Source organism: Methylobacterium sp. UNCCL125, assembly GCF_900116795.1.
Taxonomy (GTDB): domain Bacteria; phylum Pseudomonadota; class Alphaproteobacteria; order Rhizobiales; family Beijerinckiaceae; genus Methylobacterium; species Methylobacterium fujisawaense.
Genome location: NZ_FPBW01000011.1, coordinates 101,505 through 126,838 on the forward strand (window position 1 = coordinate 101,505; position 25,334 = coordinate 126,838).

Genomic DNA, 25,334 nt, shown 5'->3' on the forward strand with positions numbered 1-25,334 from the left:
CTCACTCCTCCGGGATGCGGCCCGGAGGCAGTGGGCCGCGCCGGACGCCGCGTTCGTCGCGCACGTCCCGCCGCGCCCGCACGGCGCGGATTTCTTCCGCGGAGGGCGGCGCGGACGGGTAGTTCGAGGCGAACGGATTGGGCGGCGTCCCGCGCCCGGAACCGCCGAAGAGCTTGTCGAGGAACCCCTCCTCGGCGCTGGCGGGCCGAGCGACCAGGAGAAGGGCGAGGGCGAGAAGCGGGCGAAGCTGCATCGGGATCGTCTGGATATCGGGATCCGCTGCCGATAGCGGCACTTTCCGGCGGATCGGAGGCCGCCACGCACCACGCCTGGAACCCCCAGCACATCCGGCGGGTTCGCGCTCAACAATGCCGGGCGTGAACAGGAGGCGTGATGTCTGAGGTTACCTATCGCATCGTCGAGCACGACGGCGGGTTCGCCTACAAGGTCGGCGACGTCTTTTCCGAGACCTTCCCGAGTCGCGAAGAGGCGCTGCAAGCGGCCCAGGCCGCGGCAGCAGAGCAGCAGGTCCCCGGCTCGACCGAGGGCATCCGCTACCAGGATCAGGCCGGCGGCTGGCACGACGAGACCGCCCAGGGCAGCGATCGGCCCCGCGCCCGCGTCGTGGAGTAGCCGGCGCGGACGGGACGGCCGTGTGGAACCCGAACCATCGATGGAGGCCATCGTGGCGCGCGCGCGGCGGGTGACACCGGAACCGCCGCCGCAGGGACGCCGGAAGGCGCCCGCCCTCCCGAAGGGCGTGCGCCGCACGACACCGTCGCCGGAAACGCTGGCGGCGCTCGGCCCGGACCGGTTGATCGGGCTGATCCTCGGCGAGACCGCGCGCAATCCCGCCTTCAAGAAGCTGGTGAGCGCCGCTTTGGCTTCCCTCCAGGGGCCGGACGCCGTGGCGGCCATCGTCGACCGGCGGCTGACGGCCCTGGAGGGGGCCCAGGGCTATATCGACTGGCAGAAGCGACGGACCTTCGCGGCCGATCTCAACGCCACCGTGACGGTGATCCTCGACGAGCTGCGCCCCCTCGATGCGGGCGCCGCCCTCGATCGCCTGAGGCGCTTCCTCAACGGTGCCGACGCGGTCCTGAACCGTGTCGACGACAGCACCGGCGCGGTGCAGGGCGTGTTCGATCGCGCATCGACGGCCTTCGTGGAGATCGCGGGCAACCTGCCTCCGGCGGAGGCCGCCGGGTTGGCGGCACGCCTCGTCGAGCCCTTCGCGGCGGATCCGTTCGGTCCACTGGGACTCGTCCTCGGGGACATGATCCCGACGCTGCTCGAGTCGGCCCTTGCCGAGATCGACGACAGGCTCGCCGCGGCCGACGCCGCGATGCCGACGGGCGGCGATCCGCGCCGCGAGGCGACGCATCATCGGCAGGCCGCCCGGATCCAGATCCTGCGCCTCCGGCAGGCCATAGCCGACCGGCGCGGCGATCCGGACGCCTTCATCGCCCTGGAGCGCACGGTGCTGCCGGGGCGGGAGAACCGCGTCGAGATTGCCCGGCGCCTCCTCGCCGCCGGACGGGCGGAAGAGGCGCTGGACTGGATCCGGCGCATGCAGGATCCGGGATTGCGCATCGCGACGCGGGCAGATCTGATCGCGGGATTCGATACGCGCGGGCCGGAGCGCGAACGGCAGGCGCTGGAGATCGAGATCCTCGATGCCCTCGGCCGGTCCGACGAGGCACAGCTCCTCCGATGGACGCGATTCGAGCGGGAACTCGACGCGCCGATGCTGCGGACCTTCCTCGCCAAGCTTCCGGATTTCGAGGACGAGGAGGCGCTCCAACGCGCCCTCGACCATGCCGAGGCCTTCCCGCAGCCGCACCGGGCTCTGACCTTCCTGACGGCTTGGCCGGATCTTCGCCGCGCCGCCGCATTGGTGGTCGCGAGGCCCGGGATCTGGCAGGGCGACCAGTACGCGGTGCTGGCGCCGGCGGCCGAGGCGCTCGCCCTGGCACACCCCCGGGCGGCCACGATCCTGTATCGCCGGCTCCTCGACTCCATCCTCGAGGGCGGCCGCAGCGCCGCCTACCCGCATGGGGCGCGCTACCTCGCGGAACTCGACGCCCTGGCGGGGCGCCTTGCGGCCGGCGATGCCGAGCCGGATCCGAAGGCCTACCGCGCGGCGCTGCGGCAGGCGCACGGCCGCAAGCACGGGTTCTGGAGCCTCGTCCGGGATTGAATCGGGTAAACCGGGCGGGTGACCGGCTCAGTCCTCCAGCGTGATGGCGTCGACCCGGTCCGGATAGAACGCCACGTGGTCCCGGATCGCCGCGACGGCCGGGTACGGGTCCCCGTAGCTCCAGACCGCGTCGGGACGCCGGGTACCGTCGACAACGAGGTCGAAATAGTGGGCGTCGCCCTTGTACGGGCAGTGTGTGGTGCGCGACGAGGCGACGAAGCGATCGGCCCGGATGTCGCTCCGCGGCACGTAGAAGACCGGCGGATACTGGGCCTCCTGCAGCCGGAGGGCGTTCCGGCTCTCGGCGACCGCGACACCCGCCACGACGACGCGGACGCGGCGGGGCTCGGGCTCGATGGTGATCGGGTGGTCTGGTCCAGGCACCTTCATGGCGTGCTCCCTCCCTCGGGCTTCAACTCGACGGTTCCGAGCGCGTCGGCGAGGCGCGTCTTCGCGGTCCCGGGCCGAAGCGGCTTCTGCTGGGTCTCGTGCGGGACCCAGCCCGAAAGCCACAGCACCTCGAAGGTGGCCCGCACGCGCCCATCCGGATCCGCGAACCGCTCGGCATAGATCTCGGCCGTCCGCAGGAGCGTCGCCCGCCGTAGCGGCGTCCGCCGCCGCTCGGTGAGCACGTTGGTCATGCCCATGGCGCGCAGATCGCGCATCAGGCCGAACGGATCGGCGTAGCGGACCGTCAGCGTGTCGGTATCCGCCACCGGCAGGGCGAAACCGGCCCGCTGGAGCAACCCGCCGGCCTCACGTACCGCCGCGAAGGGCGCCACGCGCGGGCTGATCCCACCCTCGACCTCGCTCTCGGCCTGGGCGAAGCTCTGGCGCAGCTCGGTCAGGGTGGCGCCGCCGAGCAGGCAGCCGAGGAACAACCCGTCCGGCCGCAGGGCGCGGCGCAGCTGGATCAGCGTGCCCGGGAGGTCGTTCACGGCGTGAAGGCTCAGCAGCGAGACGGCGAGGTCGAGGCTTCCGGCCGCCAGCGGCAGCGCCTCCGGGTCGCCGACGATCAGGCCGCCGCCCGTCTCGGGCCGGGCCGCGAGACGGAGATGCCGCGCCTCCGGATACCGGGCCGCGAGCATCCGGGCCGCCACCGGGACGGGCGTCGCGAGGTCGAGCACCGAAGTGAAGCGGCGCAGGACCGCCCCCAGGCGGTCATCGAGATCCTCGGCGAGCCGATCGACGAGGAAGCCCGCGTAGCCGCGGCCCTGGGCTCGGGCGAGGCGGCGGCGGGCGAGGGCCGTGTCGAACAGGGCGGAGGGAGCATCCATCGCGGGGGAGATGGCATCTGAAGCCGTCCCGCGCCACCTCTCGCACGGCCGCGCGCACGGATCCGTGAGCCGCGCTAGAATGTCGGAACGACTCGGCAGCGTCGCTGTTCCTGCTGCAACCGGCTCAAACGGCCGAGATTCGTCATGGAGCATTGATCATGAAGCGTATGCTCGTCGGGGCCGCCGTGGCCCTCACCACCCTCGCGGCCGCCGGCGGCGCCGAAGCCAAGGGCTGCATCAAGGGCGCCATCGTCGGCGGCATCGCGGGGCACTATGCCGGCCATCACGGCCTCGTCGGCGCTGCGGCCGGCTGCGCCATCGGCCGTCACCGCGCCAACGCCCGCGACCGCCAGATGCAGCAGCAGCAGATGGCGCCGCAGGCGCGCCCGGTCTCGGCTCAGTAGAAGCGCGGATTCGGGCGGCGCGTCCGCCGCATGACGGCTCTCGAGGCCGTCGCAAGGACCCTGCGCGGACTGCCGCGCGGGGTCGTTTCGCTGATCTATCCGCCCACCTGCGCGGGCTGCGGCGGCGCCACCGCGGATCCCGGCGCCCTGTGCCCGGCCTGCTGGTCGAGCCTGCGGCTGATCGAGGAGCCGGTCTGCCAACGCTACGGGACGCCGTTCGCGGTCGATCTCGGGGTCGGCCCGTTGCTCTCACCCCGGGCGATCGCCGAGCCGCCGGTCTTCGAGCGTGCCCGGTCTGTAGCCCTGTACGATGCGGTGGCGCGCCGCCTCGTCCATCGCCTGAAATACGAGGACCGCCTCGATCTGGCCCGCGTCATGGCCCGGATGATGGCCGCGAGCGGCCGAACCCTGATCGCCGACGCCGATTGCGTGGTCCCGGTACCGCTCCACCGCGGACGCCTGTGGCGCCGGCGGTTCAACCAATCCGCCCTTCTGGCGCGGGTGATTACCCGATCGGCCGGGCTTCCCTTCGTCGCCACGGCGCTCGTGCGCGTCCGCGCGACGCGGTCCCAGGTGGGTTTGAGCCGTGCGGCCCGCGCCGAGAACCTGAGCGGCGCCTTCCGCGTGGCAACCGCCGAACAGCACCGGATCCGCGGGCGCCGGATCCTCCTCGTTGACGACGTCATGACCACCGGCGCGACGGGCAACGCCGCCGCTCGGGCATTGCTGCGCGGCGGGGCACGGTCGGTCGATCTCCTGACCTTCGCGCTCGTCGGCGACGCCGCCGGGTGAGCGCGCGGGCTCTCCGCGTGGACGGCGCTCGCGGATTCAGGCTGGGGGCCGCATCTGCTCCGGAAAGCTTGCCGCCAGGGTGAAGTCGAAAGCCTCCGCGATCCCTTCGTACCAGAGGGAGAACGGCGTCGGACGCGCGAGGTGGAGGGCGCCCTCGATCTCACGCCCCTCGTGCTGGAGGGCCGCCCCGTGCTTGGCCGCGAGCCGCAGCATCGGTCCGTTCCCCGACAGGCAGCGCACGTGCAGATCGACGACGCCGCGATGCCGCGCCGAGCGCGCGATCCGCGCGAACAGGGCGGCGCCGATGCCGCGCCGACGGAATGCCCGCTCCACCGCGAAGGCCGCCTCGGCATGCGGCCCCAGGACGTAGCGCGAGGCACCCGGTCCCATGGGCCGCAATTCGCCGAGGCCGCGCAGCGCGCCGCCCACGAACGCGCCGTACATCACGCCCTCGGCGATCAGGACCTGCGTGGCGTAGGCCCGGACCCCGGCCTCGCTGACATTGCCCATGAAGCGGCTCGCCCGGGTCTCCGGATCCAGCCGCAGGAAATAGTTCAGGACCGCCGTGCGGTCGGCCGGCCACAGACGGCGGACGGTGTGGGCCAGACCCTCGAGGGCTTGTGCCGCCATGATGAAGCTCCGGTTCGTGCGCGGTGCCGCGCAGGGAGATCCGGACGCTCCTCCCAAAGACGGAGCGGATCTCGCATCCTCAAAGTCGTTGTGCAATGCAGCGAAACGCTTGGCTGACCCTCCGCGGATCTGCCATGCGCAGGGCCGATGGGACGCTTTCCTGCGACTGTTCAGCCGCGGGGTTGATTCAGGCCGAGCTTGCGCGGCACTGGAACAGGTCCCGGGTCGTTGACCGCCGACGCGGGCGCGGGGGGTGCCGAACCGGTGCCGCGACCAGCAGCGAGGAACCGGCGGCGTGAACGACAGATCCGGCAAGCACATCGCCCCGTCGCCGGCGGCGCGGGCCAGCGCGGTCTCGCCTGGGCCGGTCCACGAGCGCTACGAGGCCCTGGTCGCCACCGGGGCGATCGAGCGCGATCCGGCCCAGGGGCATCTGGTGCGCGCCCTCGACCGCCTGGTCCTGGACCTGCAGCGTCGCAAGCGCGCCAGCAAGACGAGCGCCCTCGGCTGGCTGTTCCGGCGCAAGGACGAAGCCGAACCGATCCGGGGCCTGTACGTCTGGGGCTCGGTCGGGCGCGGGAAGACCATGCTGATGGACCTGTTCCACGAGGCGGCCCCCGAGCCGAAGCGGCGGGTCCATTTCCACGGCTTCCTGGCTGACGCACACGAACGCATCCACGCCTACCGGCAGGCGCTCAAGGCCGGCACCGTCAAGGGCGACGACCCGATTGGGCCGGTGGCCGACCAGCTCGCCGACGAGGCGACATTGCTGTGCTTCGACGAGTTCACCGTCACCGACATCGCCGACGCGATGATCCTGGGTCGCCTGTTCAACCACCTGTTCCGGCGGGGCGTCACGATCGTCGCAACCTCGAACGTCGAGCCGGACAGGCTTTACGAGTGCGGGCTGAACCGGGCGCTGTTCCTGCCGTTCGTCGCGACCCTGAAGGAGCGCGTGGACGTCGTCCGGCTCGACGCCCGTACCGACTTCCGACTGGAGAAGCTCGGCGGCGCGGCCGTCTATCACGTTCCCGCCGACGCCAAGGCGCGCGCCGCCCTCGACGCCGCCTTCAAGGGACTGACCGGAAAGGTCCGGGGCCTTCCGGCGACGGTCACGGTTCACGGCCGGGCCGTGGAGGTCCCCGAGCAGGCGACCGGCGTGGCCCGGTTCGGTTTCGACGATCTCTGCCGCAAGCCGCTCGGCGCCTCCGACTACATGGCGCTCGCCCGCGCCTACCACACGGTCATTCTGGACGGGATCCCGGTCATGGCAGAGGCGGACCGGAACGAGGCCAAGCGCTTCATCACGCTGGTCGACACGCTCTACGACCGGCACGTGAAGCTCGTGGCCTCCGCGGACGCCGACGCGCAGGAGCTCTACACCGCCGAGAGCGGCCGCGAGGCCTTCGAGTTCGACCGGACCGTCTCGCGCCTCATCGAGATGCGGTCGCGGGAATACCTCGCCCAGCCGCACGGCCGGCCCGATTCCGAGGCGTCGGGTGCCAGCACCGGGCTGGTGGAGACGTGAGCGCCCCGTCTCGCGTCGGATCGATCTTCTCCTTGCGTCGGCGGAACTGGCGCAGCGCCGGCCCGCTCGGCTGGCTCCTGGGCTCCCCGGCGGCGTTCGTCCTGCTGGTCGTCGCCCTGGGCAGCGGCACGGCGAACTACCTCACCGGCGAGGCCGACCGGACCGCGACGGCCCACGCGAACGACACCGTCGCCGGGATCGAGCGCCTGATCTCCGAGGTGAAGGACCTGGAGACGAGCGAGCGGGGCTTCGTCCTGGTCGGCAGCGAGGATTACCTCACCCCCTACACGAGCGCCCTCACCAAGATCGAGACGGAACTCGCCGGCCTCGGCTCGGCCGCGCAGGATCCGGTCCGCGCCGGCGGCCCCTCGCTCGCCGGACTGATCGCGCAGAAGCGGGACTTCGCGGCCCGGGTCGTGGCGGCGCGGCGCAATCAGGGGTTCGAGCCGGCCATCGAGCTGGTCCGCACCGGCGAAGGCAAGCAGCTGATGGACGCGATCCGCGCCGAGGCGGCGGCCCGTCAGGCCGCGACGCTGGAGCGTCTCGCCACCCTTCAGGCGATCGAGGGTTGGCGCGGGCTCCTGCTGTTCCTGCTCTCGGGGGCGGCGGCGCTGGGCGCGATCGTGCTGCTCGCCCGCCTCGCTCTGGTGCGCCGGCAGGAATCCTTGCGCATGTCGCGCCTGCTCGACGGCGTGCTCGCCAACGCGCCGGTGGGCCTCGGCTTCCTCGACCGCGACCTGAAGATCCGGCACATGAACCGGGCGCTCGCCACGATGAGCGAACGCGGCTTCGGGGCCGATCTCGGCGCGCCGATCTGGGCCATGCTTCCGACCCTCCGGGAAGAACTCGCCCTGAAGCTCGCCGCGGCCCTGAAGGACGGCCTGGTCTCGCCGAACGTCCCGGTGGCCGTGCCGGCTCCCTCCGCTCCCGGCGGTGTCCGCCACTTCTCGATGAGCTTCTACCCGCTCCGGGGCGTGGAGAGCGCCGCGACCGATGAGAACGTGGAGGGCGTCGGCCTCGTCGTGGTCGACGAGACCATCCGCCATTTGGCCGAGGCCCGTCTGCGTCGCAGCGAGGAGCGGTTCCGTTCGCTGATCGAGGCCAGCGCGGCCATCGTCTGGACCGCCAACCCGGAGGGCAGCCTGCACCGACGCCAGGTGGCCTGGAGCCGCTTCACCGGTCAGGATGAGGCCGCCTATGCAGGGCTCGGCTTCCTGGATGCGGTCCATCCCGAGGATCGCCCGCACACCCGGGCCGCGTGGTCCCGTGCCCTGAGCAGCCTGGAGCCCTACGCGACGGAGCACCGGATCCGCGCGGCCTCCGGGGCATACCGGCACATGAGCGTGCGCGCCGTTCCGATCCTCGAATCCGACGGCACCCTGCGCGAATGGGTCGGGACCCATACGGACATCACCGAGCGCAAGGAGGCCGAGGCCGCCATCGAGGCGGCCCGCGCCGCCGCAGAGGCCGCCAACGCCGCCAAGAGCCAGTTCCTGGCCAATATGAGCCACGAGTTGCGCACCCCGCTCTCGGCGGTGATCGGCTATTCCGAGATGGTGCAGGAGGAGCTGGAGGATATCGGCGAGGCCGACTTGGTCGCCGACATGAAAAAGATCGAGACCAACGCCCGGCACCTCCTCGGCCTGATCAACGACGTGCTCGACATCTCCAAGATCGAGGCCGACCGGGTCGAGGTCTACGCCGAGGATTTCGACGTCGCCACCGTGGTGCAGGAGGTCGCCGTCACGGTCGAAGGTCTGATCGCCAAGAAGGGCAACACCCTGGCGCTGGCGCTGGAGGCGGATCTGGGCAGCGCCCACACCGACGTCACCAAGCTGCGCCAGTGCCTGATCAATCTCTTGAGCAACGCCGCGAAGTTCACCGAGAACGGCCGGATCACCCTGTCGGTCGCCCGGGTCGACACGACGATGCGCTTCTCCGTGACCGATACCGGGATCGGGATGACACCGGAGCAGGTGGGGCGGCTGTTCGAGCGCTTTACCCAGGCCGACGCCTCGACGACGCGCCGCTTCGGCGGGACCGGGCTCGGCCTCGCGATCACCCGTGCCTTCGCCGAGATGCTGGGCGGCGCGATCGCCGTGGAGAGCCGGCAAGGGGAGGGCACCACCTTCACGCTGACCCTGCCGGTCCGCTTCGAGACCGGTGCGGCGGAGGAAGCGGATGCGGACAGCGCCGCCAGTCCCGGCGAACGCGGAACCATCTTGGTGATCGACGACGACGCCGCGACCCGGGATCTGCTCGCCCGCTTCCTGGAGCGCGAGGGCTTCTCGGTAACGGTCGCCGAGGACGGGCGGCGGGGGCTCGATCTCGCCCGCAGCCTGCACCCGCGAGCGGTGCTCCTCGATGTGACCATGCCGCAGATGGACGGCTGGGCAGTGCTGCGGGCCATGCGCGCCGATCCCGAGATCGGCGCGACACCGATCGTGATGGTGACGGTCCTGGACGAGCAGAACCTCGCCTTCTCGCTCGGCGCCACCGACTACCTGCAGAAGCCGATCGACTGGGGAAGTCTGCGCCAGATCGTCGACCGCTTCCGGCCTTCGGCCGGTAGCGGGCCGATCCTCGTCGTCGAGGACGAGGCGGACGTTCGGGGCCATGTCTGCGCCTATCTCGAGCGCGAGGGCTTCCCGGTGCGCGAGGCCGAGAACGGCCTGCGCGCCCTCGCGACCCTCGAATCGGAACGGCCGTGCCTGATCCTGCTGGATCTGATGATGCCCGAGATGGACGGCTTCGCCTTCCTGCGGGCGCTCCGGGCGCGCCCGGACAGCCGCGACGTGCCGGTGGTCGTGCTCACCGCCAAGGACATCACGGCCGAGGATCGGCGCCGACTGGCCGGTCAGGCCGACCGGGTGCTCGCCAAGGGATCGACCGGTCTCGGCGAACTTGCCCGGGAATTGCGGGCCCTGGTCCCGACGATGGACGGCGCGGACTGACCGGGAAACCGCAACACGAGCCGGGCGAGCCGACCCGGCAGCGCGCGACGAGACCGTGCGATCACCCCCGTCGCGTGGAACCGCGATGCGGGTTCACCCCCCGCGGAACGCCAGCATCAGCGCCCCGGCGGCAATCGCCCAGAGAGCCAGCGTCGACCAGATCGCCCGATAGCGTTCGTTGCGGGCGAAGCGCTCCAGGCGGCGGGCATCGCCCGTTCCGGCCTCGTCGAGGCGCACCAGCACGCGCTTCAACCGCATGGCGAGATCCGGAATGTCGCCGACCACGTCGGAGACCACCCGCAGGGCCTCCAGGCCGCTCTGCGCCCGGCCGACCGGGCCCATGTTGCGGGCGATCCAGGCGCGCACGACCGGCTCGGCCGTGGTCCACATGTCGAGCCGCGGGTCGAGGGAGCGGGCGACGCCCTCCACCACCACCATGGTCTTCTGGAGCATCACCAGCTCGGTGCGGGTGCTCATGTCGAACAGGGCCGTGACGTCGAACAGCAGGGTCAGGACCTTGGCCATCGAGATCTCGTCGGCCCGGCGCTGGTGGATCGGCTCGCCGATCGCCCGGATCGCCTGCGCGAAATCCTCCACGGAATGGTGGGCCGGCACGTAGCCCGCCTCGAAATGGACCTTCGCCACCCGGCGATAGTCGCGCAGGATGAAGCCGAGCAGGATCTCGGCGAGGAACCGGCGCTCGTTCGGGCCCAGGCGGCCCATGATGCCGAAATCCACCGCCACCAGGCGGCCCTCGGCGTCCACCAGCAGGTTCCCCTGGTGCATGTCGGCGTGGAAGAAGCCGTCACGGATCGCGTGCCGCAGGAAGCTCTGGATGACGGTCCGCCCGATGGTCTGCGGGTCGTGCCCCTGGGCGGCGATCTCCGCCGCGCTGTGCAGGCGGGTGCCCTCGATCCACTCGGCCGACAGCACCTCGCGGGCGGTCAGCTCCCATTCGGGCTTCGGCACGCGGAAGTCGAGGTCGTCCTTGGTGTTCTCAGCGAGCTCGGAAGCGGCGGCCGCCTCCAGGCGGAAATCCATCTCCATCAGCACCGAGCGGGCGAGGATCTCCACGACTTCGCGGGGACGCAGCCGCTCCGCCTGCGGGGACAGGGCGTGCACCACCTGGGCCATGAAGCGCATGACCTCGAGGTCGCGCATGAAGCGCTCGCGGACGCCCGGCCGCATCACCTTCACAGCCAGCGCGCGCTGCGTGCCGTCCGCATCCTGGACGATCGCCTTGTGGACCTGCGCGATGGAGGCGGCGGCGATCGGTTCGCTGAACGACACGAAGAGCTGACTGACCGGCTTGCCGAGCGCCGTCTCGACGGTGCGGAGCGCGACCTCCTGCGGGAAGGGCGGCACCCGGTCCTGCAGCTTCTCCAGGTCGAAGGCTGCCCGCATGCCGACGATGTCGGGCCGCGTCGCCAGGAACTGCCCGAACTTGACGTAGGACGGGCCGAGGCGGGTCATGGCCGCCGAAAGCCGAGCGGCGCCGTCGTCGAGACCCGGCCGCTCGAGGGAGCGGCCGAGCCGCAGGGCGAGCCGCAGATGCGGCGGCAGCTCCGCGGGATCGGCGAAGGCGAGGGCGCCCTCGCGGGCCAGCACGAAGCCGACCCGCGCGCCGCGGAACAGGTTGATGGCGGCGCTGATCACCGGTGCTGGCTCCCGTCGCGCACGGCGGCGGTCAAGAGACCTTCCAGCCCGAATGGATCGCCACGATCCCGCCCGTGAGCGGCCGGTCGGTGACGTGCCGGAAGCCGGCACGCTCGATCATGCCCGCGAAGGCGCCGCGCGTCGGAAACTTCCGGATCGATTCCACGAGGTAGCGATAGGATTCCGCGTCCCCGGCGACCCGGGCGCCGATGCGCGGGATCACGTTGAAGGAATAGGCGTCGTAGATCCGGTCGAGCAGCGGGATGTCGACGGCGGAGAATTCCAGGCAGAGGAAGCGCCCGCCCGGCTTCAGCACCCGCCGCGCCTCGGCGAGCGCCGTCTCGATCCGCGGCACGTTCCGGATGCCGAAGGCGATCGTGTAGGCGTCGAAGGTCGCGTCCGGCAGGGGCAACGCCTCGGCGTTCCCGGTCACGAACGCGATCCGGTCGCCGGCCTCGTCGAGCTTGCGCTCCCGGGCCCGCTCCGCGCCGACGCGCAGCATCGACTCGTTGATGTCGAGAACCGTGACCCGGGTGCGAGGGCCGCCCGCGGCCAGGACCCGGAAGGCCACGTCGCCGGTGCCGCCGGCGACGTCAAGATGCGCGAAGGCCCGGTTCTGGGAGGGCCGCAGCATCGAGACGAGCTGCGCCTTCCAGGCCCGGTGCAGGCCCGCCGACATCAGGTCGTTCATGATGTCGTAGCGGCGGGCGACCGAGTGGAAGACGCTGTCGACGCGCCCCTGCTTCTCGTCGAGCGCCACGCGCTCGAAGCCGAAATCCGCGCTCGCGCGCTCAGACGCCCCGTTTCCGGCCTTCATGACGCTCCCATTCCTCGATGGGCGCGTCATAGCGAAGGTCGGGCCCGGCCGCCATGCGTCGAAACACGCGGCTGGGGACCGACCCCGATGCTGAGACGCGCCGAAGTCCTGTCTCAGCCGACGCGCGCGCGGAGCGCGTCCGCCACCGCCGCCGCCATGGCCCGGGTGCCTATCGGGTTCGTGCCCTCGCCGGCGATGTCGGCGGTGCGCGCACCGCCCGACAGGGCGTCGGTGATGGCGCCGTCGAGGGCGTCGGCGGCGTCGCCGAGGCCGAAGGAATAGCGCAGGCACATGGCGAGCGAGCCGATCATGGCGATCGGGTTCGCCTTGTCCTGGCCGGCGATGTCCGGGGCCGAGCCGTGGACCGGCTCGTACAGCGCGCGCCGCAGGCCGCCCGCATCGACCGCACCGAGCGAGGCGGAGGGCAGCATGCCGAGGGAACCGGTGAGCATGGCGGCGATGTCGGAGAGCACGTCGCCGAACAGGTTGTCGGTCACCAGCACGTCGAACTGCTTCGGCCGGCGCACCAGCTGCATGGCGCAGTTGTCGGCCAGGATGTGCTCCAGCTGGAGGTCGGCATAGTGCTCCGCATGGACCTTGGTGACGACCTCCTTCCAGAGGACACCGGACTTCATCACGTTGTGCTTCTCGGCGGAGGCGACCCGTCCCGAGCGCTTGCCCGCGAGGTCGAAGGCCACATGGGCGATCCGCTCGATCTCGGCCGTGGTGTAGACCTGGGTATCCACCGCCCGCTTGGAGCCGTCCTCCAGCACGGTGATCTCCTTCGGCTCGCCGAAATAGACGCCGCCGGTGAGCTCCCGGACGATCATGATGTCGAGGCCCTCGACCAGTTCCCTCTTCAGGGCCGAGGCTTCGGCCAGGGCCGGGTAGCAGATCGCCGGACGGAGGTTGGCGAAGAGGTCGAGTTCCTTGCGCAGGCGCAGCAGGCCGGCCTCCGGGCGGTTCTCGTAGGCGACGCCGGCCCATTTCGGCCCACCGACCGCGCCGAGCAGGATCGCGTCCGCATCCTTGGCGCGCTGCAGGGTCGCGTCGGCGAGCGGGCTGCCATGGGCATCCAGCGCGCAGCCGCCGACGAGGTCGGTCTCGGTCTCGAAGGTCGCGAGACCGGTCTCCTTGAGCGCCTCGAGCACGACCTGCATGCCGGCCGCCACCTCCGGACCGATCCCGTCGCCGGGGAGGAGCAGGAGCTTGTAGCTGGCCATGACGGTCTCGCGGGTTGGTCTCGACGTGCCGGCGGGCTTTATCGAGGCTGGCCCGTCATTGGCAAGGCGCCGGCCCGATCGTCGATGCGCCTTCGTCCTCTCAGAGGAGCGCGACCTTGCCGGTGGCGATGTCGTAGACGCCGCCCACGACCTTCACCCGCTGGGCGGCGACGGCCTCCGCGATGATCGGCCCGGACTGCTCCAGCCGTCCGACGGTGTGCCGGACGTTCTGGGCGATGGCCTCGGCGAGAGGATCCTGCGCCCGGGCCTTCGCGGCCAGATCGACCGCGGGCCGAATCGCGTCGACCAGCACCGGGAGATGGCCGGGAAGCACCGCCTTGGTCCGCATGACGTCGATCGTCGCCTTCACCGCCCCGCATTCGGAATGGCCGAGGACCAGGATCAACGGGGCGCCCAGGACGGACACGCCGTATTCGAGGCTGGCGAGGCCGTCGGTGTTGACGAAGTTGCCGGCGACGCGGACGACGAACAGGTCGCCCGGTCCCTGGTCGAAGATGAAGTCCGGGGCGACCCGGGCATCGGCGCAGCCGACGATGCAGGCGATCGGATGCTGAGCCGCGGCCCGCGCCGCGCGACCGGCCGAAAAATCCCTGTTGGCGGGCGCGTTGGCCGCGTAGCGGCCGTTGCCGTCGAGCAGCCGAGCCAGAGCCTCCTCGGGCGTGATGGCCTTCGACCGAGCCCCGTCGGAGGCCGCTTCGGCGCGAAACGGCGGTGCGGACGCGCCGGCCAGGGTGCCGACGGCGACGGCCGTCAACAGGCCGCGCCGTGAGAGTCGCCGTGAGAGGGAGGGTCGATGCAGATCGCACACGCTTGGCGGTCCCCTTCGTCGTCCTTGCCGGCCGAGCCCGGCGAGCCGCTCGTCCCGGCAGCAGCGGGCCGAGCAATCCGGATCGTATCCCCTGCGGATCTTCACCGCCGAGTCCAAACTTTGCAGGAAATACTGGACCGAAGGGGCTGCGCCGGGCATCCCGAAGGCATGGATCCGGCTGCTGCGAGGCGCGGATGTTGGACGATCATTTTCGGGGCCGTATCGCTCTGCTTCGGTCCGAGCGCGATTTCCGTCGGGCGGTCGCCGGTTACTGCCAGGGGATGATCGAGCCGTCGCAGATTGTTTGGCCGAGTCACAAGCTGCTCAATCAGATCGGGCGCTACGTGGTCTCGTTCATGCTGATCCACAACGACTACGCGTGGCGCCACCATGGCGGCCCCCGTCCGACCCTGACGGCGCTCCAGGCGATGGTCGGACTGAGCCACCGGCAGACGGCCGGTTTCGTGTCGACCCTGAAGGCCGGGCGGTTCGTCACGGCGGTGGCGGATCCGGATGACGCACGCGTGAAATGCCTGCAGGCCTCGCCGGCCCTGGTGACCGAGATCGGCCGGTCCGGGCGCCTGTTCGTCGTCGCCATGGACGCCGTCGCGGGTCGCGATCCGGGCCGCGCGGCACGACTCGACGGGCCCGGCCGGCTCGGGGAACTCGTCCGCCGGTCGGCGGCCCATGTGCTGCGGCACGGGACGCTCATCGCGCCGTTCCCCCGGGTGCTGCATTTCGCCGGCCGGGATTGCGGCTACCCGCTGCTCGCCGCCCTCGTCGGCGCCCACTACGCCGCCACGATTCCCGGGGCGCCGCCGGCCGCGCCGCTCAGCCTGCGCGGCCTCGCCGAGCGGCTGGACGTGTCCCGGGCGCATGTCGGCAACCTGCTCGCCGAGGCGGAGGCGGCCGGATGGATCCGGATCGCCGACAGCCGCCTGAGCTTTTTCGATCCGACAGTACTGGCGGAATTCGAGGACTGGGCCGCCGGACAGATGCTGTTCTACGACGATCTGGCGGCGGCGGTTCTCGCGGATCCGCCGGCCGGACGGGTTCCGGACTGTGCCTGCACCTCCTGATCCACCGGGTGCGCGGCGCTCGCTTGTGTTCCGGCCGTTCCGGGGATACCTACGGGCTGCACCGCGCCGTGAGACCATCCGGCGTGGGTCGCCGACAGGAGAGACGAGCCTTGGCCAGAGCCGGCTCAGCGCCCGAGATCGCCCGCGCCGCCATGACGGCGCCGCGGTCGCGCGCGCGCCGCGCCGGGCTTGCTCTTCCGCTTCTGCTTACCCGCCCCTGAGGGCCGTCCGGGCGCGCGCCTGGGCCTTCAGGGGAGTTCTTCCATTCGCGAATCCGCCCGCGAGGGCACCACGCCGCGCCGCGCCATCTCGAGCCGGGCGGCCCGCGACAGGGTAATGCCATGACCACGACGAACACCACCTCCGCCCGCGACCGCATCGTGATCTTCGACACCACGCTGCGCGACGGCGAGCAATGCCCCGGCGCCACCATGACCTTCGACGAGAAGCTCGCGGTGGCCGAGTTGCTCGATACGATGGGCGTCGACATCATCGAGGCCGGCTTTCCCATCGCGTCGAACGGCGATTTCGAGGCCGTGTCGGAGATCGCGCGGCGGACCAAGCGCGCCACCATCGCGGGGCTCGCCCGCGCGATTCCCGCCGACATCGCCCGGGCCGGCGAGGCGGTGCGCCATGCCCAGCGGGCGCGGATCCACACCTTCGTGTCGACCTCGCCGATCCACCTCGCGCACCAGATGCGCAAGAGCCAGGACGAGGTCGTCGAGATCATCCTGAAGACCGTGGCCCAGGCCCGCGACCTCGTGGAGGACGTGGAATGGTCGGCCATGGACGCGACGCGCACGCCCCTCGACTATCTGTGCCGCTGCGTCGAGGCGGCGATCAAGGCCGGCGCCACGACGATCAATCTCCCCGACACGGTGGGCTACGCCACGCCCTCCGAGTACCGCGACATGTTCGCGAATGTGCGTGAGCGCGTGCCGAACGCCGACAAGGCGGTGTTCTCGGTCCATTGCCACAACGACCTGGGTCTCGCGATCGCCAACTCCCTGGCGGGCATCGAGGGGGGCGCCCGGCAGGTCGAATGCACGATCAACGGCATCGGGGAGCGGGCCGGCAACGCGGCGCTGGAAGAGATCGTGATGGCCCTGCGCACCCGCGCGGACGTGCTGCCCTACGAGACGGGGGTCGAATCGACCATGCTGACCCGCGCCTCGAAGCTCGTGAGTCACGCCACGAACTTCCCGGTGCAGTTCAACAAGGCGATCGTCGGCCGCAACGCCTTCGCCCACGAGAGCGGCATCCACCAGGACGGCATGCTCAAGAACGCCGAGACCTACGAGATCATGACGCCGGCCTCGGTGGGGCTGACGAAGACCTCCCTGGTAATGGGCAAGCACTCGGGCCGGGCGGCGTTCCGCTCCAAGCTGGAGGATCTCGGCCTGCACCTGTCTGACAACCAGTTCCAGGACGCCTTCGACCGGTTCAAGGCTTTGGCCGACCGCAAGAAGAACGTCTACGACGAGGATATCGAGGCGCTGGTCGACGAGAACCTCGCCACGGCCCACGACCGCATCCGGCTGGTCTCTCTGTCGGTGATCGCCGGCACCCGCGGGCCGCAGCGCGCGACCTTGCGCATCGCCGACGAGGCCGGCACGCGGATCGAGGAGGCGGACGGCAACGGGCCGGTGGATGCGGTCTTCAACGCGATCTCGGCGCTGGTCCCGCATCAGGCGCAGCTGGAACTCTATCAGGTCCATGCCGTGACCGGCGGCACGGATGCCCAGGCCGAGGTCTCGGTGCGCCTGCGGGACGGCGAGCGCAGCGTCACGGCCCGCGGTGCCGATCCCGACACGCTGGTCGCGTCCGCGAAGGCGTATCTCTCGGCGCTGAACAAGCTCTCGGCCCATTCGGTGCGCGTGCATGCACAGCATGCGGCGGCGGAATGAGAAAAAGCTGCGGCGGGGGGTGGACACCCCCCGGCCGCGTTGGTATCAGCCCGTCACCCCGGACGGACTTGGTGGCCACCGGGCGGTCGCAGACGCGATCGGGCGCATAGCTCAGTTGGTAGAGCAGCTGACTCTTAATCAGCGGGTCCTAGGTTCGAACCCTAGTGCGCCCACCAAGACTTAGCCCCTCCCGCGATTAGTGACGGGGCTTCCTACTAAGCACATACTAAGCAGGGCGAGCCGGTAGGCAACTCGTCGCTGAGCGCTCCCCATCGATGCCTTCCGAACCGATCGCGCCGGTCCGCGGCCGACAGGTCGCCGCCCTCCGCTCTTGCCTGCTCTATCCGCAGGGACTGCGGCACGAGGCCTATGCGTCAGTGATGCCGATCCTTCGGAAGCTCGGGCTCGTCGTGTCTCGGCCCGCGCGCGGACCAGGGCGCAAGGTCCCAGCGTGGTTCATCACCGAAGCCGGCCGCGAGCACCTCGCCGAGATTGATGCGGCTAAGCGTAGGGCGCGCACGGCGCGGCCTCGATCCCTGGCGCGGGTTGGAGCAGAAGGCCCGCCCGTTTGCCAACCTGAGGTCTGCGATGAAGGAAACTATCGGTATCCGCTTTAACATCTACACGTCCGCTGACGGCTCCGGCGTTGCCGAGATCAACCCGCACCAGGTTCGGTTCATCGAGTCCGGCCCGAAGGCCACGACGGTCGTCCATTTCAGCGCGGATCATTCCATCGTCATCGCTGTGCCGCTGCGCGAGGTCAGCGAGCACTTCAAGCACGTGTTCGGATCGCAAGTGAAGGTCTGGGGGCCGGACGTCTGAGCACGAAAAAGCCCCGCGCGGCGGTGCCGGCGGGGCTCAAGGCCAAGTTGAATGTACGGTATCTGACATTAAGCCCGTATTGCCGTTGCAATAGAGACAAATGATGTGACGGCCGGGCAACGCGGCCCGTCACGTGTCATTTTAATCGCCCCGGCCAATAGACACTTACCTGAGGTTGCGTTAGGAGAACCTAGTGGAGGCTAGGATGAGCAATATTGCGGCAGAGATTGTAAAAGCGGTAGATGTCCTAAAGCAACTGATTGGTCGCGCAGGACTTAACACCGATTTCTATATCGAATTTAACGATCACGCTTCTGGAAAAGGGCTGCACACCTTCTTGATTGAGGGGCTACAGATCTCGGCAGATCCTGCGGTGTGGCCTCAGATAATTCCTGAGTACCGATTGATCTCGCGAGACGAGGTAATCGTCGGAAGCGTCAAGCTTCGGTGGCCGATACAGAGCACGTTTCAGGTCGCAGAGATGCCGTAATGCGGAGACGAAAAAACCGCCGCGGCCGGAGCCGGGCGGTTCAAGGTGGGTCGTGCTGAGGATCAGAGGCCCGTCTACGCACGGCCGGCCCGGGCGGTTCCGGTCAGACCCGCGGTTCGCGGTCGAGCCAGGGGACTGAAACGTCAGGGCAGAGCCGTCCGGCCAGGGCAGGCGGTGGGCCAGTAGACCTGAGCGCCGCTTTCTGCGTAAGGTGTCCGCGAGGTTGATGACCGGTTCATAATAACGTTTCAGGACCCGGGGGCGGTACCCGGCGCCTCCACCAGAAGCATCCTGCCCCGGATACCGCACGGGGGTGAGGGCGAGCGTCCGGCGTTGCGGACAGCGCGCTGCCAGGGTGCTTCTGCTGGGGGCGAAACAGGTTCGACTGGACGGTAAAGGGATCGCGAGTTCTGCCCTGCCTCGGCAGGGTAAGATGCGGCTTTCGGTAAGGACTCGACCGGTTCGGCGCGGGTAACCCTCGTTCCGAGCACCTGACCAAAACTCTAAATGCCAACGACAACGTCGGCATGGAGATGCGCCTCGCGGCGTAATCTTCCGGGGCGTGGGCACGCCTAGCAACAGAACCCGAGGCTTCGGCCTCGGGGCCCGCTAATTCTCTTCCAGGAACGACGATCGGCCCTGCGGCTGAAGCCAGGGCGGGGCCTCGGGCATTGGCGACCGAATGTCGGCCAGGCGGCGGTCGCTGCTCATCCACGGCCCATCCGGCGACCAAGAAGCCGATGCCCATACCACCAGGGGCCCGCCGGAATGGATCCGGATCTTCAGCCCCGAGGCTCTGCGTCCGGGCAGCGACGTGAAGCGCGTCGCACGTGTGGTTTGGCATGATCTGGATGACGGGCTTCGGGTCGGGCTTGGTGACGCGGATCGGCCCGGCGATCCGGATCGCGACCGCCATCGATCAGCCCGCCCCGTTCCCCTAGCCCTCTGGCACGACGCCATCGGCTACCCTCTTCAGGATCACGTGCAGCACCGCGGCGATCGCCGAGAGCAGTGTCCCGGGCCGAACAATCGGGCTTCCTGGCGGCGAAGGACGACGAGCGGTCAGCCATTCGGAAGCCGCCGCCATGTCGACCGCGGCAGGTTGGCGAGGAGGGCGGGGAGGGGCCCGATCTAGCAGTGCGTGATGATGCCGTTCGTCACGACGAGCGTGGAGAGGCTGACCGTTCCGGCTGCGCATGAAACACCGGCCGCGGTCGATGTGTTGTATGCCGGTGCGGTGACGGCCCCGGCGGTCGTCAAAGGCGAGCTAATTTGCACAGTTGAAGCCACGAGTTCCAGCTGCTTGAGAGCGCTGTTCGCGTCATTGGCCGACGTGATCGAAGAGCCACCGGCAAGGCTCACGGGCCCCCGCATCAGCAGGTTGGTATCGGCCGCAGCCTGTATCCGGGTCGTCTTGCCATATCCGAGCATCAACTGATCCGAGGTGTCTTTTCCGATCAGGTTAAGATCGGCTGTGTTGGCATTGTTGCGCCACGCTATGGAGTGAGCGCTAGCAAAATGCAGCGCAGCGGATCGCGCGATCATCGCGCCCATATCGATGCCAAAAATCTTTGTGCCACCGAGATAAATGCCGGATCCACCGGAGTTCGTCAGATCTTCGTAGGTGTTCGTCGCTACGGTGCCGTTATATATGCTGATGCCGCGACGAAGCTTGAACTGACCCTGCGCCAAGTTGATCAGCAGGCCCGAGCCGAGCGCTTTCGAACCATTGCCCGAGACGTAGATCCCCGCACCGACTGCACCGCTCTCGCCACCCGGCCCGCGCACTCCATAATCCATATTGTTGTTGTTGACGTCGACCTCCAGGCCAATGCTGTCATGTGCGCCAACGCCGGGGTCAATACCGAGGATGGTATTGAAGGCATAGGCCGGACCGGAGCCGACGCGCTGCTTCATCGCGAAAGTGCCGCATACCTTGCTCACGAAGTAGCTATCGGGCGGATGTGTATGTGTTCCTCCTTTGGTGGCGTAACAGTTCCAAAGGTGCATCATTTCCATTTTGTTCTCGAAGGCCGAATATGCCTCCCCGTAGGATGAAGATTGATTGATTCCGGCCGGGTTATCGATCGGGTCGACGGCAAGAGATTGCGTACCGTTCAGACGCTGAGCGCCGATCTCCAGGTTCTTGAAGGCGCCGGACGGAGACTTGGAGGTATCGAGTCCGAGGGCAGGCACGGCGAGAAGGCTGGACGCCGCGAGCGCGATGAACAGACGACGGATCATGTGGTGGTCCCTGTCCGAGAGAGGCCGTACCCATTTACGGCATCGCCGACCCGGTACCATGACCCCGGAGCCAAGCCAGCCGGCGCGATTGGCCATGCCTCAGCCCACAGGCTCACGGGCGCGGACATCGGCCCGGCCATCTCGGAAAGCGAGACGTCTCTTTTCGACACACCGAGGACCGGCCGAATTGCGGCGCCGAGCCCGGATGGTCCCGGTTCGCCCCTTGCCCCGGAAGGCCGGTTTAGGCCGTGACAGGCGCGAACGGCCGAGGCTTGGCCGTCAGGTCAGCGCCTGGGGGTGCGGTGACGGCGTCCCAACATAGCCCTGAGGCCTCAGGGGGCAGCCGGTATGCGCGCGGCGGTGCTGTAGCTTCAAACGACCGGTACCGGTGTAGCTCCCGGCGACGATCACTTGGCCATGGCAGGCCGGGCATCGCTTCGGGGTCATCGTGTACAATCCGCGTGCCTCCGCGAGGCTAACCGGCGTCCACGCCTCGCCCACCTTCACCTCACAGATCTGCTGGTCAGCAGCGGGGATAGCACCCACCGCTATCGACCGAGCGATGGGCCGCCCGATGTCCCCCCGGTGCCGGGCGGCCCGCTGGTGGGCGTGCCGCCGATGTTCACATCTGGCGTCGTGCCCGGCACCGAGGAGTTGCTGGGATTGGCTTCGTTCCCCCGTGTGATCGGGCTGGGGCCCAGATCCCGGGTGCCGGGGGGGACGCCGCCGACCGTCGCGGGTGGGGCGACACCGGTGTTCCCGGCGCCTCCTGTGACCACCTGGGCAACGGCAGGGCCGGCCAGAACGATGCTCAGGACGCCGGCGAAGGCCATGGTGGTGCGGGTCATACAAGTGTCCGTGCTGCGTGCTGCGGCACAGGAACGGCCCAGATGTCCCGAAGTTCGAGGGGACCGTGCACTTGGGCCCGGAGGCAGCCCGATCAGGGGCGCCGTCCGGGTCCCGCGGATCCGGATGTGGTCCGGACCCGGGCTGATCTGCCGGCCGATGCGGCCGGTGTCCATCGCGTGACATCATCTCTCTCCGGAGGGCGGAGAGAGGCTGCATCGCAGGGCGTATCGGTGCGGACCGCCGACGCGGCGGCGTCAGGCTGAGGGGCACCAGCGCGATCCGCGCCCATACGCGGAAGTCGAGACGAACCTCCCGCCCAACGGGTGGGTGCCATCGCAGATCCGGATCCCTATTCCGCCGCCGAGGCCATGGCATCGGCACCATCGTCGGCGCCGAAGCGCGCGATGCTGCTCTCGAGCCGCAGCGCCGCGTTGATCAGGGCCATGTGGGAGAAGCCCTGCGGCATGTTCCCGCGCTGCGCCCCGGTGGCCGGATCGATCTCCTCCGCGAGCAGCCCGACATCGTTGGCCCGGGCGATCAGCCGCTCGAAAGCGGCCTTGGCCTCGGCCGCCCGTCCGCCGAGAGCGAGACAGCCGACCCGCCAGAAGGCGCAGGCCGTGAAGGTGCCCTCGTCCCCCTCCAGGCCGTCCTCCATGCGGTAGCGATAGATCAGGTCGCCGACACCGAGCTCCCGCTCGACCGCCGCGAGGGTCGCCCGCATGCGCGGCTCCGTCGGATCGAGGGCGCCGAACAGGGCCGCGCGCAACACCGCGGCATCGAGATGATGCGAGCCGTAGGCGCCGACATAAGCCTGCTTCTCCGCGTTCCAGCCCTGTTCGAGATACTCCGCCCGGATCTCGGCTGCGATCCGCTCCCATTCGGCAATCGTCTCCGCGGCCACGCCCGCGATGTTGCGGGCGATCCGGGCAGCGTCCCTCAGGGCCACCCAGATCATCGCCTTGGTGTGGACCTGCTGGCGCGGCCCGGTGCGCAGCTCCCAGATGCCGTGATCCGCATCGTGGCGGTGACGGATGGCGCGGGCGGTGAGGTTGTGCAGCACCTCCGGCAGGCGGTCGTTGACCTTCTCGGGCGGGTCGTAGTCCACCGCCTCAAGGAAGATGCACAGCGCCCGGAGCAACTCGCCGTAGATGTCGTGCTGGTCCTGAGCCTCGGCGACGTTGCCGATCACCACCGGCCGCACGCCGTTCCAGCCCGCGAGATGGCTCAGCTCCTCCTCCGGCGGCATGCCGTCGGCGATGCCGTACATCAGCCGGGTCTCCCGCCCGTAGGTGCCGTCGCGCTCGCGCAGGAAGCGCAGGAATTCGGACGCCTCGCGGACGTAGCCCAGCATCACGAAGGCGGTGACCGTGAAGGCAGCGTCCCGCATCCAGGTGAACCGGTAGTCGTAGTTGCGGTTGCCCGGCACCGCCTCGGGCAGACCGGCGGTGGCCGCGGCCACGATCCCGCCCGAGGGCGAGTAGGTCAGCAGCTTCAGGCACAGGGCGGACCGCATCACCGCCTCCCGGTAGGCGCCGCGATAGGTGCTGCGGGCGCACCAGCGACGCCAGTAATCGGCGGTGGTCTCCAGACGGCGTCGGGCGCCGGCGTAATCCTCGATGCAGGCCTCGTCCTGATCCTCGCCATGGGTCAGGACCAGATAGGCGGTCTCTCCGGCCGACAGGCTGAACCGCACTTCGGCGGCATCCCCGTCGAGGGTGGGACAGGGCTGCGCGTTGACGCGCAGACGCCAGTCTCCGGCCTCGAACAGGACGGATCCGCCCGCCATCAGGGGCGTGCAGGGGCGTCGCGCGTAATCGAAGGTCGGCCGCACCCGGAACGCGCCCGTCACCCGGCCCTGCTCGCAAGTGAGCAGCCGGATCAGCCGGCTCTCGCTCTCGCCGTCCGGGCCCTCGTCGGGCTCCGGGCTCGGCGGGTTGACCGGCATCAGGTCGACGAGGCGCGCCCGGCCGGTCGCCGTCGTGAAGGTCGTCTCCAGGATGTTGGTGTCGGGCAGGTAGCGGCGCACGGCCTCGGTCGGCCCGTCGAAGGCGACGCTGCACGAGCCACCCGTGTCGTCGTCGAGGAGCTTCACGAACAGGGCCGGCGAATCGTGACGTGGCCAGCACAGCCAGTCGATCGATCCGTCGCGGGCGATCAGCGCGCAGGAATGGGTGTCACCGATGAGGGCGTAATCGCTGATGGGCTTCGACACAGGGCTTCCGGCTGGCGGCACCCGGTCCGCCGGGCAGTACAGAGTCCTGAGGTAGCCGGAGTACGCCGGGCGGGGAGTCCCGCTCGACGATTCGCCGCACGAGCGATCAGGCCGCCGGCCGGGGCAGCATCCGGTCGCTGATAATCCGGCGCTGGATCTCGCTCGTGCCCTCGAAGATCGTGGTCAGCCGCGCGTCGCGCCAGTAGCGCTCGACCCGACGCTCGGTGGTGTAGCCGTTGCCGCCATGCAGCTGCATCGCCTGGTTGGTGACCCGCACCGCCATCTCGGTGGCCAGGAGCTTCACCATCGCCGACTCGCTCTCGGCGGCCTCGCCCTGGTCGAGGAGGTGGGCGACCTGATGCCAGAAGGCTCGCGCCTGCGCGACCTCGGCCGCCATGTCGGCAAGGGCGAAGCGCAGCGCCTGGAAATCGCCGATCGGGTGGCCGAACTGGACCCGCTCCTGAAGATAGCTCTGGCAATCCTCGACTGCCGCCCGCGCGACGCCGACGGCCCGGGCCGCCGTGTGGACCCGGGCGATGTTGAGGCCGCGCTGCACCGCGGCGAACCCGCCGGAATCCGCGTCCGCTCCCTGGTCGCCGTAGAGTCCGGTGAGCCGGTCGCTCTCGGGCACGCACACGTCCTCGAGGGTCAGTTCGAAGGTCTGGAAGCCGTGGTAGCCGATCTTGTCGATCACTCGGCCGGTCACGCCGGGCGGGAAGCTGTCGCGTTCCTTGAGTACCAGAAACGGCTCCAGGCCGGCGGAGCGCGATTCCCCGGGCTCCGGGTCGCGGGTGCGCGCGAGGACCTCGATGAAATCGGCGCCCTTGGCGAAGCCGGCCCAGCGCTTGGTGCCGGTGAGCCGCCAGAGGTCGCCGTCCCGCACCGCCCGGGTCTGCACGCCGGCGAGGTCGGAGCCGGCATTGGGCTCCGACAGGGAGATCGAGCCGATCCAGTGTCCCCGGGCCGAACGGCGAAGCAGCTCCGCCCGGCGCTCCGCGTCGAGGGTCTGGGTGCCCAGGCCCTGGCCGCGCGCCAGGATGCTGCCCACGGAGAGCCACGCCCGCGCCAGTTCCTCCGAGACGAGGCAGTACTCGAACACGCCGAGGCCCAGGCCGCCGTGCTCTGCGGGGATCGTGATGCCGAACCAGCCCTTCGCGGCCATGGCGTCGATGAGCGTACGCGGCATCTCGGCCTTCTGCCGGTCGAGCGTGTCGGCCATCGGCAGCACCGTGTCGCGCGCGAAGGCGCGGGCCTCGGCCTGAAGCGCCGCCCGGGCCTCGGTCCGCCAGGGCGAGGCGAGTTCCGGCGGCTGCGGCGCGATCAGGTCCTTCCGATCCTCGGATCCGGTCATCGTTACCCCCGTATGGTTTGACGCCATGTGGCAACTCAGTTGAGGCCCGTGCGGGAAACACGCGCTTACA

General features: G+C 69.7%; 22 protein-coding genes, 1 tRNA gene and 1 other RNA gene. 12 read left to right on the top strand and 12 right to left on the bottom strand.

Annotated elements, in window-relative coordinates; translation table 11 throughout:
• Nucleotide 1 precedes the first annotated feature (1 nt).
• Nucleotides 2-253, bottom strand: a complete 252-nt coding sequence (locus BM396_RS13070) for a hypothetical protein (RefSeq protein ID WP_043380675.1) — start codon at nt 251-253, stop codon at nt 2-4.
• 140 nt (nt 254-393) lie between these two features.
• Here BM396_RS13070 and BM396_RS13075 point away from each other — a divergent pair, with 140 nt between their 5' ends.
• Together BM396_RS13075 and BM396_RS13080 are read left to right on the top strand one after the other, a co-directional pair.
• Nucleotides 394-633 (top strand): hypothetical protein, encoded by a 240-nt coding sequence (locus BM396_RS13075; RefSeq protein WP_020092122.1) that lies wholly within the window; start codon nt 394-396, stop codon nt 631-633.
• 52 nt (nt 634-685) lie between these two features.
• Complete coding sequence (locus BM396_RS13080) at nt 686-2,200, top strand: DUF6880 family protein (RefSeq protein ID WP_043380828.1); 1,515 nt, start codon at nt 686-688, stop codon at nt 2,198-2,200.
• A gap of 27 nt (nt 2,201-2,227) precedes the next feature.
• On the opposite strand, the gene BM396_RS13085 is transcribed toward BM396_RS13080, so the two are convergent.
• Together BM396_RS13085 and BM396_RS13090 are read right to left on the bottom strand one after the other, a co-directional pair.
• A complete protein-coding gene (locus BM396_RS13085; protein WP_043380672.1) occupies nt 2,228-2,590 on the bottom strand; it encodes a DUF427 domain-containing protein in 363 nt (120 codons plus the stop codon).
• A complete protein-coding gene (locus BM396_RS13090) occupies nt 2,587-3,477 on the bottom strand; it encodes a methyltransferase domain-containing protein (protein WP_043380670.1) in 891 nt (296 codons plus the stop codon). Before BM396_RS13090 ends, BM396_RS13085 begins: the two co-directional genes overlap by 4 nt.
• 158 nt (nt 3,478-3,635) lie before the next feature.
• Between BM396_RS13090 and BM396_RS13095 the strand changes: the two genes are divergently transcribed.
• Nucleotides 3,636-3,881 (top strand): hypothetical protein, encoded by a 246-nt coding sequence (locus tag BM396_RS13095; RefSeq protein ID WP_043355746.1) that lies wholly within the window; start codon nt 3,636-3,638, stop codon nt 3,879-3,881.
• Between the two features lie 30 nt (nt 3,882-3,911).
• On the top strand, nt 3,912-4,673 hold the full coding sequence (locus tag BM396_RS13100; protein ID WP_043380667.1) for a ComF family protein: 762 nt from the start codon (nt 3,912-3,914) through the stop codon (nt 4,671-4,673).
• Nucleotides 4,674-4,709: 36 nt separating this feature from the next.
• Here the strand turns inward: BM396_RS13100 and BM396_RS13105 are convergent, their stop codons facing one another.
• Nucleotides 4,710-5,303 (bottom strand): GNAT family N-acetyltransferase, encoded by a 594-nt coding sequence (locus BM396_RS13105; RefSeq protein WP_043353315.1) that lies wholly within the window; start codon nt 5,301-5,303, stop codon nt 4,710-4,712.
• A gap of 295 nt (nt 5,304-5,598) precedes the next feature.
• Here BM396_RS13105 and zapE point away from each other — a divergent pair, with 295 nt between their 5' ends.
• Nucleotides 5,599-6,831, top strand: a complete 1,233-nt coding sequence (zapE, locus tag BM396_RS13110) for a cell division protein ZapE (protein WP_043380664.1) — start codon at nt 5,599-5,601, stop codon at nt 6,829-6,831.
• Nucleotides 6,828-9,785, top strand: a complete 2,958-nt coding sequence (locus BM396_RS13115) for a response regulator (RefSeq protein WP_043380661.1) — start codon at nt 6,828-6,830, stop codon at nt 9,783-9,785. The genes zapE and BM396_RS13115 overlap by 4 nt, the downstream gene beginning before the upstream one ends.
• 93 nt (nt 9,786-9,878) lie before the next feature.
• Here the strand turns inward: BM396_RS13115 and ubiB are convergent, their stop codons facing one another.
• From ubiB to BM396_RS13135, 4 genes are all read right to left on the bottom strand, one after another.
• A complete protein-coding gene (ubiB, locus tag BM396_RS13120) occupies nt 9,879-11,441 on the bottom strand; it encodes a 2-polyprenylphenol 6-hydroxylase (protein WP_043380658.1) in 1,563 nt (520 codons plus the stop codon).
• A 31-nt stretch (nt 11,442-11,472) separates the two neighbouring features.
• Nucleotides 11,473-12,258 carry a bifunctional demethylmenaquinone methyltransferase/2-methoxy-6-polyprenyl-1,4-benzoquinol methylase UbiE gene (gene ubiE / locus BM396_RS13125; protein WP_043345890.1) on the bottom strand — a complete coding sequence of 262 codons (786 nt, stop codon included), beginning with the start codon at nt 12,256-12,258 and terminating at the stop codon, nt 11,473-11,475.
• A gap of 113 nt (nt 12,259-12,371) precedes the next feature.
• A complete protein-coding gene (gene leuB / locus BM396_RS13130) occupies nt 12,372-13,481 on the bottom strand; it encodes a 3-isopropylmalate dehydrogenase (RefSeq protein WP_043380654.1) in 1,110 nt (369 codons plus the stop codon).
• A 100-nt stretch (nt 13,482-13,581) separates the two neighbouring features.
• Complete coding sequence (locus tag BM396_RS13135; RefSeq protein ID WP_043380652.1) at nt 13,582-14,310, bottom strand: carbonic anhydrase; 729 nt, start codon at nt 14,308-14,310, stop codon at nt 13,582-13,584.
• 281 nt (nt 14,311-14,591) lie between these two features.
• Between BM396_RS13135 and BM396_RS13140 the strand changes: the two genes are divergently transcribed.
• From BM396_RS13140 to ssrA, 6 genes are all read left to right on the top strand, one after another.
• Complete coding sequence (locus tag BM396_RS13140; RefSeq protein ID WP_244538866.1) at nt 14,592-15,389, top strand: hypothetical protein; 798 nt, start codon at nt 14,592-14,594, stop codon at nt 15,387-15,389.
• 341 nt (nt 15,390-15,730) lie between these two features.
• Nucleotides 15,731-17,296, top strand: coding sequence for a 2-isopropylmalate synthase (locus BM396_RS13145; RefSeq protein WP_043380649.1), 1,566 nt, complete (start codon nt 15,731-15,733; stop codon nt 17,294-17,296).
• Between the two features lie 100 nt (nt 17,297-17,396).
• Nucleotides 17,397-17,472, top strand: a tRNA-Lys gene (locus BM396_RS13150).
• Nucleotides 17,473-17,842: 370 nt separating this feature from the next.
• Nucleotides 17,843-18,118: a hypothetical protein gene (locus BM396_RS13160; protein WP_158713269.1), complete on the top strand. Its 276-nt coding sequence runs from the start codon at nt 17,843-17,845 to the stop codon at nt 18,116-18,118.
• A 205-nt stretch (nt 18,119-18,323) separates the two neighbouring features.
• On the top strand, nt 18,324-18,608 hold the full coding sequence (locus tag BM396_RS32160; RefSeq protein WP_139239485.1) for a hypothetical protein: 285 nt from the start codon (nt 18,324-18,326) through the stop codon (nt 18,606-18,608).
• A gap of 204 nt (nt 18,609-18,812) precedes the next feature.
• Nucleotides 18,813-19,192, top strand: a transfer-messenger RNA (tmRNA) gene (ssrA, locus tag BM396_RS13165).
• Between the two features lie 547 nt (nt 19,193-19,739).
• Here the strand turns inward: ssrA and BM396_RS13170 are convergent.
• The 4 genes from BM396_RS13170 to BM396_RS13190 all read right to left on the bottom strand — a co-directional run bounded on the left by BM396_RS13170 (nt 19,740) and on the right by BM396_RS13190 (nt 25,264).
• On the bottom strand, nt 19,740-20,852 hold the full coding sequence (locus tag BM396_RS13170) for a hypothetical protein (RefSeq protein ID WP_043380644.1): 1,113 nt from the start codon (nt 20,850-20,852) through the stop codon (nt 19,740-19,742).
• Between the two features lie 548 nt (nt 20,853-21,400).
• Nucleotides 21,401-21,700 (bottom strand): hypothetical protein, encoded by a 300-nt coding sequence (locus tag BM396_RS13180; protein WP_081948586.1) that lies wholly within the window; start codon nt 21,698-21,700, stop codon nt 21,401-21,403.
• 350 nt (nt 21,701-22,050) lie between these two features.
• Nucleotides 22,051-23,913, bottom strand: a complete 1,863-nt coding sequence (locus tag BM396_RS13185) for a glycoside hydrolase family 15 protein (protein WP_043380641.1) — start codon at nt 23,911-23,913, stop codon at nt 22,051-22,053.
• Between the two features lie 106 nt (nt 23,914-24,019).
• Nucleotides 24,020-25,264 (bottom strand): acyl-CoA dehydrogenase family protein, encoded by a 1,245-nt coding sequence (locus tag BM396_RS13190; RefSeq protein ID WP_043380638.1) that lies wholly within the window; start codon nt 25,262-25,264, stop codon nt 24,020-24,022.
• Nucleotides 25,265-25,334 lie beyond the last annotated feature (70 nt).

Coding starts and splice junctions, on each gene's coding strand:
- BM396_RS13070 (WP_043380675.1), bottom strand. CDS start 253: ATGCAGCTTCGCCCGCTTCTCGCCCTCGCCCTTCTCCTGGTCGCTCGG.
- BM396_RS13075 (WP_020092122.1), top strand. CDS start 394: ATGTCTGAGGTTACCTATCGCATCGTCGAGCACGACGGCGGGTTCGCC.
- BM396_RS13085 (WP_043380672.1), bottom strand. CDS start 2,590: ATGAAGGTGCCTGGACCAGACCACCCGATCACCATCGAGCCCGAGCCC.
- BM396_RS13090 (WP_043380670.1), bottom strand. CDS start 3,477: ATGGATGCTCCCTCCGCCCTGTTCGACACGGCCCTCGCCCGCCGCCGC.
- BM396_RS13095 (WP_043355746.1), top strand. CDS start 3,636: ATGAAGCGTATGCTCGTCGGGGCCGCCGTGGCCCTCACCACCCTCGCG.
- BM396_RS13100 (WP_043380667.1), top strand. CDS start 3,912: ATGACGGCTCTCGAGGCCGTCGCAAGGACCCTGCGCGGACTGCCGCGC.
- BM396_RS13105 (WP_043353315.1), bottom strand. CDS start 5,303: ATGGCGGCACAAGCCCTCGAGGGTCTGGCCCACACCGTCCGCCGTCTG.
- ubiE (WP_043345890.1), bottom strand. CDS start 12,258: ATGAAGGCCGGAAACGGGGCGTCTGAGCGCGCGAGCGCGGATTTCGGC.
- leuB (WP_043380654.1), bottom strand. CDS start 13,481: ATGGCCAGCTACAAGCTCCTGCTCCTCCCCGGCGACGGGATCGGTCCG.
- BM396_RS13140 (WP_244538866.1), top strand. CDS start 14,592: ATGATCGAGCCGTCGCAGATTGTTTGGCCGAGTCACAAGCTGCTCAAT.
- BM396_RS13145 (WP_043380649.1), top strand. CDS start 15,731: ATGACCACGACGAACACCACCTCCGCCCGCGACCGCATCGTGATCTTC.
- BM396_RS32160 (WP_139239485.1), top strand. CDS start 18,324: ATGAGCAATATTGCGGCAGAGATTGTAAAAGCGGTAGATGTCCTAAAG.
- BM396_RS13170 (WP_043380644.1), bottom strand. CDS start 20,852: ATGATCCGTCGTCTGTTCATCGCGCTCGCGGCGTCCAGCCTTCTCGCC.
- BM396_RS13180 (WP_081948586.1), bottom strand. CDS start 21,700: ATGACCCGCACCACCATGGCCTTCGCCGGCGTCCTGAGCATCGTTCTG.
- BM396_RS13190 (WP_043380638.1), bottom strand. CDS start 25,264: ATGACCGGATCCGAGGATCGGAAGGACCTGATCGCGCCGCAGCCGCCG.